This is a genomic window from Lentzea terrae (assembly GCF_003265345.1).
Classification (GTDB): Bacteria; Actinomycetota; Actinomycetes; order Mycobacteriales; family Pseudonocardiaceae; genus Lentzea; species Lentzea terrae.
The window spans coordinates 39,326-51,356 of record NZ_QFWW01000016.1 but is presented as its reverse complement, the minus strand read 5'-3'; the positions used below and the strand labels follow the sequence as shown (position 1 = coordinate 51,356).

12 protein-coding genes and 1 pseudogene are annotated in these 12,031 nt (G+C 68.9%); 8 read left to right on the top strand and 5 right to left on the bottom strand.

What is annotated here, in order from left to right; translation table 11 throughout:
• The 3 genes and pseudogenes from DI276_RS21200 to DI276_RS21190 form a co-directional block, all read right to left on the bottom strand.
• Nucleotides 1–611: pseudogene (locus DI276_RS21200) on the bottom strand (xanthine dehydrogenase family protein molybdopterin-binding subunit); the annotation flags it as partial.
• Nucleotides 608–1,585, bottom strand: a complete 978-nt coding sequence (locus tag DI276_RS21195; protein ID WP_112265867.1) for an FAD binding domain-containing protein — start codon at nucleotides 1,583–1,585, stop codon at nucleotides 608–610. The pseudogene DI276_RS21200 and the gene DI276_RS21195, both read right to left, overlap by 4 nt.
• Entirely contained in the window at nucleotides 1,585–2,163 is a 579-nt protein-coding gene (locus DI276_RS21190) for a (2Fe-2S)-binding protein (RefSeq protein ID WP_112265869.1), read from the bottom strand. Before DI276_RS21190 ends, DI276_RS21195 begins: the two co-directional genes overlap by 1 nt.
• A gap of 205 nt (nucleotides 2,164–2,368) precedes the next feature.
• On the opposite strand from DI276_RS21190, the gene DI276_RS21185 reads away from it, so the two are divergent.
• Both DI276_RS21185 and DI276_RS21180 read left to right on the top strand, forming a co-directional pair.
• Nucleotides 2,369–3,970, top strand: coding sequence for a helix-turn-helix transcriptional regulator (locus tag DI276_RS21185; protein ID WP_198680787.1), 1,602 nt, complete (start codon nucleotides 2,369–2,371; stop codon nucleotides 3,968–3,970).
• Between the two features lie 119 nt (nucleotides 3,971–4,089).
• Nucleotides 4,090–4,386 carry a hypothetical protein gene (locus DI276_RS21180; protein WP_112265873.1) on the top strand — a complete coding sequence of 99 codons (297 nt, stop codon included), beginning with the start codon at nucleotides 4,090–4,092 and terminating at the stop codon, nucleotides 4,384–4,386.
• Nucleotides 4,387–4,388: 2 nt separating this feature from the next.
• On the opposite strand, the gene DI276_RS21175 is transcribed toward DI276_RS21180, so the two are convergent.
• Nucleotides 4,389–4,793: a hypothetical protein gene (locus DI276_RS21175; RefSeq protein ID WP_112265875.1), complete on the bottom strand. Its 405-nt coding sequence runs from the start codon at nucleotides 4,791–4,793 to the stop codon at nucleotides 4,389–4,391.
• A gap of 76 nt (nucleotides 4,794–4,869) precedes the next feature.
• Nucleotides 4,870–5,445, bottom strand: coding sequence for a cholesterol catabolism transcriptional regulator KstR (gene kstR / locus DI276_RS21170; protein ID WP_232836801.1), 576 nt, complete (start codon nucleotides 5,443–5,445; stop codon nucleotides 4,870–4,872).
• 159 nt (nucleotides 5,446–5,604) lie between these two features.
• Here kstR and DI276_RS21165 point away from each other — a divergent pair, with 159 nt between their 5' ends.
• The 6 genes from DI276_RS21165 to DI276_RS21140 are packed head-to-tail and all read left to right on the top strand — an operon-like array spanning nucleotide 5,605 to nucleotide 11,990.
• Nucleotides 5,605–7,506 carry an acyl-CoA dehydrogenase family protein gene (locus DI276_RS21165; protein WP_112265879.1) on the top strand — a complete coding sequence of 634 codons (1,902 nt, stop codon included), beginning with the start codon at nucleotides 5,605–5,607 and terminating at the stop codon, nucleotides 7,504–7,506.
• Nucleotides 7,506–8,462: an acyl-CoA dehydrogenase family protein gene (locus tag DI276_RS21160; RefSeq protein ID WP_112265881.1), complete on the top strand. Its 957-nt coding sequence runs from the start codon at nucleotides 7,506–7,508 to the stop codon at nucleotides 8,460–8,462. Before DI276_RS21165 ends, DI276_RS21160 begins: the two co-directional genes overlap by 1 nt.
• Complete coding sequence (locus DI276_RS21155) at nucleotides 8,452–9,579, top strand: acyl-CoA dehydrogenase family protein (protein ID WP_112265883.1); 1,128 nt, start codon at nucleotides 8,452–8,454, stop codon at nucleotides 9,577–9,579. The genes DI276_RS21160 and DI276_RS21155 overlap by 11 nt, the downstream gene beginning before the upstream one ends.
• A complete protein-coding gene (locus tag DI276_RS21150) occupies nucleotides 9,579–10,463 on the top strand; it encodes a bifunctional MaoC family dehydratase N-terminal/OB-fold nucleic acid binding domain-containing protein (protein ID WP_112265977.1) in 885 nt (294 codons plus the stop codon). Before DI276_RS21155 ends, DI276_RS21150 begins: the two co-directional genes overlap by 1 nt.
• Nucleotides 10,450–10,833: a MaoC family dehydratase gene (locus DI276_RS21145; protein ID WP_112265885.1), complete on the top strand. Its 384-nt coding sequence runs from the start codon at nucleotides 10,450–10,452 to the stop codon at nucleotides 10,831–10,833. The genes DI276_RS21150 and DI276_RS21145 overlap by 14 nt, the downstream gene beginning before the upstream one ends.
• Complete coding sequence (locus tag DI276_RS21140; RefSeq protein WP_112265887.1) at nucleotides 10,830–11,990, top strand: lipid-transfer protein; 1,161 nt, start codon at nucleotides 10,830–10,832, stop codon at nucleotides 11,988–11,990. The genes DI276_RS21145 and DI276_RS21140 overlap by 4 nt, the downstream gene beginning before the upstream one ends.
• The last annotated feature ends 41 nt before the right edge of the window (nucleotides 11,991–12,031 follow it).

Below are 12,031 nucleotides of genomic sequence, written 5' to 3'. Positions count from 1 at the left end.
TGAGCACGTGGATCTTCGCCGGATCCAGGCCCAACGTCTCGGACAGCCTGCGCTGCACCAGAAGCGCGCCCTGCGACACCGTTAAAAAACACCGTCGCGTGCGGTTCCATGGCGCAGTGGTGCTGGAACGGAGTCGTGTAGGTCGCCGTGAACGTGATGTCGCCCAACGTCTGGGCGCCGACGACTTCTTCGACCTCCTCGAATTTCTGGACGGTCCGGCCGGGAAACTCGGTGACCGGCGGCTGGTGCTGGTAGGTCGCGGTGACCAGCCCGGCGGCGTCGCGGGCCTGTTCGAAGGTCTCCGCGACGACGAACCCGATGGCCTGCCCGAAGAACCGCACCTCCTTGTCCTGCAACGGCGGGAAGCGCTCGTCGCTCTGCTCCTGGACGTACGCGAACAGCTTGAGCGGGTTGAACGGCGTGTACACAGCCAGCACGCCGGGGGAAGCCATTGCCGCTGCGGTGTCCATCGCGGTGACCTGGCCGCGGCCGATGGTGCTCGTGACCAGGTAGCCGTAGGCGACACCGGGAATCTTGGTGTCGGCGGCGTACGGTGCCGCGCCGGTGACCTTGATGCGGCCGTCGACCCGGTCGACCGAGCGCCCGATCATCGCACACCTGCCGCGTCGAGCAGGGCGCGGACGATCGTGCGCTTCAACAGACTGGTCTTGAACGCGTTGTGCGGCAACGTCCGTACTCCGTCCACAGCGGACTCGGCGGCGTCGGCGAAGGTTCGTTCGACGGCCACGTTGCCCTGCAACGCTTCCTCGACCGCCCGTAACCTCCACGGTTTCGTGCCGACACCGCCCGCGGCGAGCCGGACGTCCTGGACCACACCGCGTTTGAGGTTGACCGCGGCCGCGACGGACGTGAGCGCGAACTCGTAGGACTGCCGGTCGCGGATCTTGAGGTAGGTCGAGTGCCTGGCCCAGGGCAGCACGGGCACGACGACCTCGGCGATCAGCTCACCGGGCCCGAGCACGTTCTCGCGTTCCGGTGTGCTGCCGGGCAGGCGGTAGAAGTCCTCGAGCGGCACGGTCCGGTCGCCGTCCTTGCCGCGCAGCACCACCTGGGCCTCCAGCGCGACGAACGCGACCGCGACGTCGCTGGCGTGGGTCGCGACGCAGGAGTCGCTCGTGCCGAGGATGGCGTGGCCGCGGTTGATCCCGGTCAGTGCGGGACAGCCGCTGCCGGGCAGTCGCTTGTTGCAGGCCGACGTGACGTCGCGGAAGTAGTCGCATCGGGTGCGCTGCATCAGGTTGCCGCCGATGCTCGCCATGTTCCGCAGCTGGCCGGACGCGCTGAGCAGCAGTGCTTTCGAGATCATCGGGTGGGTGGCGGTGACGACGGGATGCGCGGCCACGTCGCTCATCCGCTCCAGCGCCCCGATCCGCAACGCGCCGGCGTGCAGCCGAATGCCCTTGAGCGGCAGGCCGTTGACGTCGATCACCCGGTCCGGCGTCAGGACGTCGAGCTTCATCAGGTCGACCAGCGTCGTGCCGCCGGCCAGGAACGCGGACCCCGGCCTGGCGAGCTTCAACGCGTCGGTGACGGACGACGGGGTGGCGTAGTCGAACGCGCGCATCAGCGTTCACCGCCCTTGGCCTGCTTGATCGCGTCGAGGATGTTCGGGTAGGCGCCGCAGCGGCAGATGTTGCCGGACATGGCTTCCCGGATCTGGTCGTCGGTGCGCACCTCGCGTTCCTCGACCACCTTGACCGCCGACATGATCTGCCCGGACGTGCAGAACCCGCACTGGAAGCCGTCGTGGTCGATGAACGCCCGCTGCACCGGGTGCAGGTCGTCGCCGTCGGCGATGCCCTCGATCGTGGTGACTTCCTTGCCCTGCAACGTCGCCGCCAGCGTGAGGCACGACAGCACGCGCCGGTCGTCGACGTGGACCGTGCACGCGCCGCACTGTCCGCGGTCGCAGCCCTTCTTCGTGCCGGTGAGCTGGAGGCGTTCCCTGAGCGCGTCGAGCAGCGTGACCCGAGGATCGATGCTGAGCTTCTGCCGCTCGCCGTTGACCCTGAACGCCACCTCGACAACACCGGGAGCCGGTGCGTCGACCGCCGCGATCGCCTCCACGGCCGGCGACGTCAACGCGACTCCGGCCGAGACCGCGGCCGCCTGACCGAAGAACTGCCGTCTGCTGGTCGTCATGTGACCCCCTGTGCTCGGGGCCACACAAGCAGTACTGCTCCGATGGGTCAATGCGCCAACATGCCGAATCTGGGGCCGTTGACGTGAGTTGCAGTACCAGAGATCCGATGTATCGGGGCGTTTTGTCTGGTTCGCCCTGCCGTGTCGTTTCACCCGGCTGAAAGGCGTGACCTGTGCCAGGATGACGCGGCGGTCGGAGGTGGTCGTGGAACCTGACCTCGAGCTCGGACGCCGGTGCTTCGCCGAGGCGAACTGGCGGGACGCCTACGCCGCGTTCACCGGAGGACCCCTGGACGCGGCGGACCTGGAGCTGTTCGCCCAGACCGCCTACATGCTCGGCCGCGACGACGAGTACGTGAACGCGCTGGAACAGGCACATCAGGCCCACCTGCGGGCCGGTGCGCCGATGCGGGCGCTGCGGTGCGCGTTCTGGATCGGCCACAGCCTGCTGTTCCACGGGCAGCTGGCGCCCGCACTGGGCTGGTTCGGCCGGGCACGGCGCCTGCTCGAACGAGAGCAGCGCGACGTGGCCGAACGCGGCTACGTGCTGATCACGGACATGCTGAACCACCTGATCAACGGCGAGGCCGCAGCGGCGGGCGCGGTGGCCGCCGAGATCATCGAGGTGGGGGAGCGCTTCGGTGACGACGACCTGGTCGCGCTGGGCATGATGGAACAGGGGCATTCGCTCGTCCGGGCCGGGCGCGCACCGGACGGCCTGCGGTTGATCGACGAGACGATGGTCGCCGTCACCACGGGCGAACTCTCGCCGATCGTCGCCGGCATCGTCTACTGCAACACGATCTCCTTCTGCCGCGAGGTCTACCAGCTGCGCCGGGTCAGGGAATGGACGGCCGCGCTCACCCGGTGGTGCGCGCGGCAGCCGAACATGGTGGCGCACAAGGGTGTCTGTCTGGTGCACCGCGCCGAGGTCATGACGGTGTGCGGAGCGTGGGACGAGGCGCTCGTGGAGCTCGGCCGGGTGGGCGAGGAGCTGACTCGGGGTGCCCTGAACGAGCGGGCGCGAGGTGACGCGGCTTATCGCGAAGGTGAGGTGCACCGCCTGCGCGGGGAGTTCGGCGCGGCCGAGGAGTCGTACCGCCGGGCCAGTTCCCTGGGCAGGGAACCGCAACCCGGGCACGCGCTCTTGCGGCTGGCGCAGGGGAAACCCGACGTCGCGGCCGCGATGGTCCGCAGGGCCGTGGCGGAGACGACCCGCGGGCTGCCGCGCGTCGCACTCCTGCCGGCTTACGTCGAGATCATGCTGGCCGCAGGCGACCTCGACGCGGCTGCCGGTGCGTGCCGCGACCTCCGCGAGATCGCTCAGCAGCAGGAGAACGAGGCCATCAACGCGATGTTCTGGCACGCCCGCGCGGCGTTGGCGTTGGCGACGGGCGACTTCGAGGCCGCGCTGACCGAGGCACGCCGGGCGTGGCAGACCTGGCACCAGATCGAGGCGCCGCACGACGCTGCCCGCAGCCGGGTGCTGATCGCACGGGCGTGCGCCTCGCTGGGCGACCCCGAGTCCTGCGCCCTGGAACTGCAAGCGGCACTGGAGACGTTCACGGCACTCGGCGCACGACCGGAGCTCGCCGCGCTCGCGCCGGACGACCGGCACGGCCTCAGCGACCGCGAGGTCGAGGTGCTCCGCCTGGTGGCGACCGGCCGCAGCAACCGCCAGATCGCCGCGACGCTGTTCCTGAGCGAGCACACCGTCGCCCGGCACCTGCAGAACATCTTCGGCAAGCTCGGAGTCTCGTCGCGGACGGCCGCGAGCGCGTTCGCCCACGAGCACCACCTCGCGTGAGGCTCGTGGTCAATCCTGGTGACCGGCCTCGAACCGGGATTGGTCAGTCCGAGCGAGGCGGGCCCTGGTCCGTCCTGCCTAGCGTCGTGCCCATCGGTTCCAGCACGAGGAGGCACGTCATGTACGTCATCGTCCACCACCACATCAAGAACCCCGAGAACGCCTTGCAGCGCGGGCAGCGGCTCATCTCCGGCGACGGCGCTCCCACGAGCGTCAAGGTGCTCCAGTTCTACCCTGCCCAGGACCTGAGCCTCGTGACCTGCCTGTGGGAGGCGGACACTCTCGCGTCGGTCCAGGGCTGGGTCGACTCGGTCCTGGGCGACGCGAGCGAGAACCGCTGCTACGCCGTGGATGCGGAGCGGGCGTTCGCCGAACGTCCACTCGGCCTCGCGGCCGCACCGATGCTGCCCGCGTGAGCTCAGCTCGCGGTCACCGTCTCGCAGGTAACCTTCTCGCCGGGTTTGGCCGTCGCGCTCGTGAGCACCTTCACGCCGTCGAGCAGGATGCGGCACGTCAGCACCTGGTTGCCGGCAGGAGTCGCGCTGACTTCTGCCTTCTCACCGGCGTTGATGACCGCCTCGTACTGGAACGGGACGGTGGTGGCCTTCGAGATGACGTGCGGCGATTCCTTCCGGTAGCGGTCGGGGTTCTCCAGGTACTCGATCCGCATGGGCAGGTCGGCGGCCGGTTCGGTCGTCACCTCGTAGGTGACGGCCCAGGCCTTGCCGACCAGCGTGTTCCAGCCACCGAACTGCTGCACCAGGAAAACCGTGCCACCGGCGATCACGGCCAGCAGGCCGAGTACCACCACGAGCGTCTTCATAGGACAGACGGTAGGGCGCACGGCGTGCACCGGCATCGTTCGGGGGTGTGACTCCGGGGTCATCCCGCAGGACGACCTACTTCAGCAGCAGGCGCACCGTGAGCTCGAGGCGGTTCGCGACGTCGGTGGCCGTGGCGCGACGGGTGACCCAGGCGACCAGGTTCGACAGCCACACGTCGCCGATCACGCGCGCGATGGCCTTCTGCTCGTCGGTCGGCTCCTCGTCGCTCATCGCGCGGGTGAACATGCTCTCCATCAGCCACGCCACGCGGTCGACCTCGGCGCCCGCGGAGGCGTCGGCGAAGGTGAACGCGCGCGTCATCGCCTCGGTGAGGTGCGGGTTGCGCTGCAGGCCGCGGGTGATGCGGCCGAGCACGAACAGCACGCGCTCGTAGGGGCTGTCGCCGGGGACGGTGGCGCGGTCCATCTTCTCCTGGGCGCGCTCCAGTTCCACGCCGAGGCTGGACACGAGCAGGTGGACCTTCGACGGGAAGTAGCGGTACAACGTGCCCAGGGCGACGTCCGCCCGGTCGGCCACGGCGCGCATCTGGACGGCGTCGAACCCGCCCTTGGACGCCAGCGCGATGGTCGCGTCGACGATCCGCTTGCGGCGCTCGCGCTGGGCCGCGGAGCTGAGCTCCTCGCCCGCCATGAGCGCGTCCGTGCGCGACTTCGAAGGTGACACGGAGATGATCCTCCTGAAACGTGTTGCAGCTGCCTCCGCATCATACTCGATCGGTATCCCGGCCATGATCTGTTGCTAGAATTAGAACACGTTCTATAAACTCCTTCACGTATTGGAGGAGGCTGCATGCCGATCGCCACGACCGGGGAACAACGCGCGTTGCGCGACAGCGTGGACGCGGCCAAGGGCGAGTGGGCCGACCTCGTCCGGGTCGGGTTCTTCGAGGTGACGCGGGAGGGCGGCACGGTCGCCGATCTCGCGGTGATGCTGGAGCGGGCGGCCGAGAACCTGGTGCCGGGGCCGTTGCTGCCCACGGCGCTGGTGTCGGTGCTGCAGCCCGGTTTCGAGGGAGTCGCCGGGTTCGGATTTTCGTCTCAACACGTGATCGGTGCGGCCGAGGCGACGCATCTGCTGGTGCGGACGGACTCCTGGATGCTCGTGCCGGCTGCTGACGTGACCGTGACGCCGCTGGACGCGGTGGACCTCTCGCGGTCGCTGGGGTCGGTGGTGGTGAACTCGCCGGGGGTTGCGGTCGCTGATCCGACGGACCTCGCGGTGACGTTGATGGCGACCGAGGCGAGCGGCGTCGCGGCGTGGTGCCTGAACACCGCGGTCTCGTATGCCAAGCAGCGTCAGCAGTTCGGGCGTGCGATCGGGTCGTTCCAGGCCGTGAAGCACCTGTGCGTGGAGATGCTGTGCCGGGCCGAGCAGGCTTCGTCGGTCGCGTGGGACGCGGCTTCGTCGGTCGGTGAGGACGAACATCCGCTGGCTGCCGCGGTTGCGGCGGCCGTCGCCCTGGACGCGGCGGTCCGGAATGCCAAGGACTGCATCCAGGTCCTGGGTGGAATCGGTTTCACCTGGGAGCACGACGCGCACCGCTATCTGCGCCGGGCGTTGGCCTTGCAGCAGTTGGCGGGCGGTGTCGCGCGGTGGCGGCGGCGCGTCGCGGAACTGGCGTTGCAGGGGATGCGGCGGTCGCACGCGGTCGAGTTCTCGGGTGATCCCGAGGTGCGGGCGTTCGCAGCGGAGCTCGCTCAGTTGGACGTGGCGGAGCAGCGGGAACGGCTGGCGGACAGCGGTTATCTCGTGCCGCACTGGCCGCGGCCGTACGGGCTGGACGCCGACCCGGCCCGGCAGTTGGTGATCGACGACGAGTTCGCTCGCGCCGGGGTGCGCCGGCCGGACCTGGTGATCGGCGGCTGGGCAGGGCCGACGATCCTCCGGCACGGAACGCCTGAGCAGCAGGAACGGTTCGTGCGGCCGACCCTGCGCGGCTCGCTCACCTGGTGTCAGCTGTTCAGCGAGCCGGAGGCCGGGTCGGACCTGGCGTCGTTGCGCACCAAGGCCGTCCGGGTGGACGGCGGCTGGCGGATCACCGGGCAGAAGGTGTGGACGTCACTCGCGCACGAGGCCGACTGGGCGATCTGCCTGGCCCGCACGGACTCGTCGGTGCCGAAGCACAAGGGCATCACGTACTTCCTGGTGGACATGCGGTCGTCCGGCGTCGAGATCCGGCCGTTGCGGGAGATCACCGGCGACGCCCGGTTCAACGAGGTCTTCCTGGACGACGTGTTCGTGCCCGACTCGTGCGTGGTCGGTTCCGTGAACGACGGGTGGCGGCTGGCGCGCACGACCCTCGCGAACGAACGGGTCGCGATGGGGTCGTCCCTGGGCGAGTCGCTCGAACGGGTTTTGCAGTCGGACGTTGCCGCTGACCACGCGGAACGGCTGGGAGAGCTGGTGGCGCAAGGGCTCGCGGTCGCGACGCTGGACCAGCGCGCGAGTCTGCGGGTGCTGAGCGGACAGGAGCCGGGCGCGGAGTCCAGCGTGCGGAAGCTGGTCGGGGTGCGGCAACGGCAGGACGTCGCGGAGTTCGCGGTCGAGCTGCTCGGGCCGGACGGTGCGGTGAACGGTCAGGAGATCTACGAGTTCCTGCTCACGCGGTGTCTGAGCATCGCGGGCGGGACCACGCAGGTGCTGATGAACCTGGCGGGAGAGCGAATTCTCGGTCTGCCGAGGGAGCCTTGATGGACTTCAGTCTTGATGAAACCCAACTGGAGATCGCGCGGTTGGCGGCCGACGTGCTGGGCAGGGAGAGCGACACCCCCTGGAAAGCCTTGGGAGAGGCGGGATTGCTGTCCCTGGCCGTACCGGAACGACTGGGTGGCGATGGGCTCGGCGTGCTGGAAACCGCCGTGCTGCTCACCGAGGTCGGGCGGCGGGCAGTGGACGTGCCGGCGCTGGCGACGCTCGCGTTGGGCGTGCTGCCGATCGTCGCACACGGCACTCCCGAGCAGCAGGACGAGTTGCTGCCGCTGGTGAGCGAGCAGCACGGCGTGCTGACGGCCGCATTGAGCGAGCCGTCGGCACCGCTACCGGCCCGGCCGAGCACGACGGCGGGACCGGACGGCATTTCCGGTGTGAAGATCAACGTGCCGCACGCAGCCGAGGCGCGACGGATTCTCGTCAGCACCGACGCCGGGGTCTTCGTCGTGGATCCGGCGCAGTCAGGTGTGTCCATTTCGGACGGAACGGTGCGCCTCGACGGTGCCCGCGGGGACGAGTTGCACGGCGCGGATTTGCGCCGGTTCGCCCTGGCCGGGGCGTGTGCGGTGGCGGACGGTGTGCTTGCCGGAGCGCTTGATCTGACCGTGCAGCACGTTGGCACCCGCCACCAGTTCGGCAAGCCGCTGTCGACGTTCCAAGCAGCTGCGTGCCAGGTCGCGGACGTCTACATCGCGTCCCGCACCCTGCACCTGGCGACGTTGACTGCGTGCTGGAGCCTCGACGAGGGCGATCTTGATGTTGCGGCGTACTGGTTGGCGGCGGAAGCGCTGCCCGCCGTTCACACCTGCCACCACCTGCACGGCGGACTCGGTCTCGACATCACCTACCCGATGCACCGCTACTACGGCATGGCCAAGGAGCTGACGCGGTTCGTCGGCGGAGTGGAGCACCGCTTGGGGGCCATCGATGTTCATTGATCTCACCGCCGCACAACGGAAACTGCGCGACGAGCTGCGCGAGTACTTCGCCGGCGTCATGTCGCCGCTGGAACGCGAGGCGATGCTGACCGAACGGCACGGCGCGACCTACCGCGAGCTGGTGCGCAGGCTCGGACGCGACGGCAGGCTCGGCGTCGGGTGGCCGGTCGAGTACGGGGGCCTCGGCTTCGGGCCGGTCGAGCAGCAGATCTTCGTCAACGAGGCGGCGCGCGCGGACGTCCCGCTGCCGTACGTGACGCTGCAGACGGTCGGGCCGACGTTGCAGGCGTTCGGCACGCAGGAGCAGAAGGACTTCTTCCTGCCGCGCATCCTCAGCGGCGACCTCCACTTCGCCATCGGCTACACCGAACCGGAGGCGGGCACCGACCTGGCCGCGTTGCGCACCAAGGCGGTTCGCGATGGTGATCACTACGTCGTCAACGGGCAGAAGACGTTCACGACGGGCGGGCACGACGCCGACTACGTGTGGCTGGCCTGCCGCACCGGTGCGCCGGACTCGCGGCACAAGGGCATCACGATCCTGATCGTCGACACCCAGGACCCCGGCTACTCGTGGACGCCGATCATCACGTGCGACGGCGCACATCACGTCAACGCGACCTACTACAACGACGTGCGAGTGCCTTTGAACAGGCGAGTGGGCGAGGAGGACAAGGGCTGGCGGCTGATCACCACCCAGCTCAACCACGAGCGCGTGATGCTCGGGCCGTCCGGCAGGCTCGGCGCGCTGCTCGAGCGGGTCCACAGCTGGGCCGCCGAACGCGAGTTGCTCGATCTGCCGGACGTGCGCCGGGCGTTGGCGGAGGCGCGGGCCGTGCACCGGGTGAACGAGCTGCTCAACTGGCAGGTCGCGAGCGGCGAGGTGTCGGTTGCGGACGCTTCGGCGACCAAGGTGTTCGCCGCGGACCGCACCCAGCGCGTCGGCAGGCTGCTGGACGAGCTGGTCGGACGGCACGGCGCCGACGCGGAACTGGTGCGGTGGCTGGACGTGCAGGCGCGCCGCAACCTCGTGCTCACGTTCGGCGGGGGCGTGAACGAGATCCAGCGCGAGCTGATCGCGAACATCGGGCTCGGCCTACCACGGGTGGTGCGATGATCGACATCGAGAAAGAAGCGGCGCGCATCGCCGAACAGGGCGAGTCGGCGCCACGGCTGGCGCGGGATCCGGTCAACCTGCCGATGATCAACAACTGGCTGGAGGCGCTCGGCGACCGGCATCCCGGCTACACCGAGGTCGCGCCGCCCGCGATGGTCCAGGTGTGGACGATGGGTGGGCTGCACGGGCAGCGCACGCTGGACGACCCGCTCGGCGCGATGATGAAGATCCTGGACGAGGCCGGGTTCACGTCGGTCGTGGCGACGAACAGCGACCAGACGTACCACCGGTATTTGCGCGTGGGTGAGCACCTGTCGGTGACGTCGACGTTGGAGGACGTGACGGGGCCGAAGAAGACGGCGCTGGGCGAGGGTTGGTTCGTCACGACGAGGAGTACCTGGTACGTCGGGGACGAGCCGGTGGCCGAGATGCGGTTCCGGGTGTTGAAGTTCCGCCCGGCCGAGAAAGCGGTGCAGCAACCAGAAGCACCAAAAGCACAGGCGATCAGGCCCTCGATCAACCGCGACACCGAGTACTTCTGGGACGGCTGCCGGGAAGGTGAGCTGCGCATCCAACGCTGCGGCGGTTGCGGCCTGCTGCGCCACCCACCCGGCCCGATGTGCCCGGAATGCGGTGCCACCAAACCGAAGTACCTCGTCTCGGACGGCCGCGGCGTGGTCTACAGCTACGTCGTGCACCACCACCCGCAGGTGCCGGGCAAGCAGACCCCGTTCGTCGTCGCCCTGGTCGAACTGGACGAGGGCGTGCGGATGCTCGGCGAGCTCGACGGCGAACCGAGCATCGGGCTACCGGTCGAGGTCGTGTTCACGAAGGTCGACGACGAACTGACGATGCCGAGCTGGAGGCCCCGTGCGGATCGGTGATTCCCTGCCGGAGTGGCACGTCGAGGCCACGCCCACGTTCGTGATCAGCACCGCGATCGCGACGCGGGACTTCCAGGACGTGCACCACGACCGCGACCTGGCGATCCAGCGCGGGTCGAAGGACATCTTCATCAACATCCTGACCACCACCGGCCTGGTGCAGCGGTACGTCACGGACTGGGCGGGCCCGGAGGCGTTGGTGCGTCAGGTGAACATCCGGCTCGGCGCGCCCTGCTACGCCTACGACACGCTGAAGTTCTTCGGCCAGGTGATAGGCAGAAGCGATCAGGACCTGACCATCGAGGTCGTCGGCAGGACCGGGCACGGTGACCACGTCACCGGAACAGTGAAGATCGAGGTGCCGGCATGACCGCCGCGATCGTGGGAATCGGCGCGACCGACTTCTCCAAGGACTCCGGGCGCAGCGAACTGCAGCTGGCCGCGGAAGCTGTCCGGGCCGCACTGCAGGACGCCGGGCTGGAACCGTCTGATGTGGACGGTCTGGTCAGCTTCACCATGGACACCAACGCCGAGATCGCGGTGGCGCGCGAGCTGGGCATCCCGGAGCTGACGTTCTTCAGCCGCGTCCACTACGGCGGCGGCGCGGCCTGCGCGACGGTGCAGCAGGCCGCGATGGCGGTCGAGACCGGTGCGGCGAAGGTCGTCGTGTGCTACCGCGCGTTCAACGAACGGTCCGGGCACCGGTTCGGCCAGGTGCAGACGGCGGCGGCGGTGAACATCGACAACAGCTGGTCGTATCCGATGGGGCTGGGCACGCCGGCCGCGATGGTCGCGATGTTCGCCCGGCGGTACATGCACGAGTACGGCGCCACGAGCGAAGACTTCGGCCGGATCGCCGTGATCGACCGCAAGCACGCCGCCACCAACCCGCACGCCTGGTTCCACAACCGGCCGATCACGCTCGACGACCACCAGGCGTCTCGGTGGATTTCGGAACCGTTGCGGTTGCTCGACTGTTGTCAGGAGACCGACGGTGGCGTGGCCATCGTCGTCACTTCACCAGAACGCGCCCGCGACCTGCCGAACAAGCCCGCGCACATCAAGGCTGCCACGCAGGGCAGCAGCGTGGACCAGTTCACGATGACCAGCTACTACCGCGACGACCTGACCAGGTTGCCCGAGATGGGCGTGGTGGCGCGAGGCCTGTGGGAGAAGTCGGGCATCGGTCCGTCCGATGTGGACGTCGCGGTGCTCTACGACCACTTCACACCGTTCGTCCTCGTTCAACTCGAAGAGCTGGGTTTCTGCGGAAGGGGCGAGGCCAAGGACTTCGTGGCGTCGGGTGCGCTGGAACTGGACGGGACGTTGCCGCTCAACCCGCACGGCGGTCAGCTCGGTGAGGCCTACCTGCACGGCATGAACGGCATCGCCGAGGGTGTCCGGCAGGTGCGCGGCACCGCGGTGAACCAGGTGGCTGAGGTGAACCACGTCCTGGTCACCGCGGGCACCGGCGTCCCGACCAGCGGCCTGGTACTGGCCGACTCCATCGAATCGGTTCGACCATAGACGTCTTCGTTCGACGGGTGCGCCTTGCCGGGTACCGTCAA

Coding starts and splice junctions, on each gene's coding strand:
- DI276_RS21155 (WP_112265883.1), top strand. CDS start 8,452: ATGTTCATTGATCTCACCGCCGCACAACGGAAACTGCGCGACGAGCTG.
- DI276_RS21195 (WP_112265867.1), bottom strand. CDS start 1,585: ATGCGCGCGTTCGACTACGCCACCCCGTCGTCCGTCACCGACGCGTTG.
- DI276_RS21180 (WP_112265873.1), top strand. CDS start 4,090: ATGTACGTCATCGTCCACCACCACATCAAGAACCCCGAGAACGCCTTG.
- DI276_RS21175 (WP_112265875.1), bottom strand. CDS start 4,793: ATGAAGACGCTCGTGGTGGTACTCGGCCTGCTGGCCGTGATCGCCGGT.
- DI276_RS21190 (WP_112265869.1), bottom strand. CDS start 2,163: ATGACGACCAGCAGACGGCAGTTCTTCGGTCAGGCGGCCGCGGTCTCG.
- kstR (WP_232836801.1), bottom strand. CDS start 5,445: ATGGCGGGCGAGGAGCTCAGCTCCGCGGCCCAGCGCGAGCGCCGCAAG.
- DI276_RS21160 (WP_112265881.1), top strand. CDS start 7,506: ATGGACTTCAGTCTTGATGAAACCCAACTGGAGATCGCGCGGTTGGCG.
- DI276_RS21140 (WP_112265887.1), top strand. CDS start 10,830: ATGACCGCCGCGATCGTGGGAATCGGCGCGACCGACTTCTCCAAGGAC.
- DI276_RS21165 (WP_112265879.1), top strand. CDS start 5,605: ATGCCGATCGCCACGACCGGGGAACAACGCGCGTTGCGCGACAGCGTG.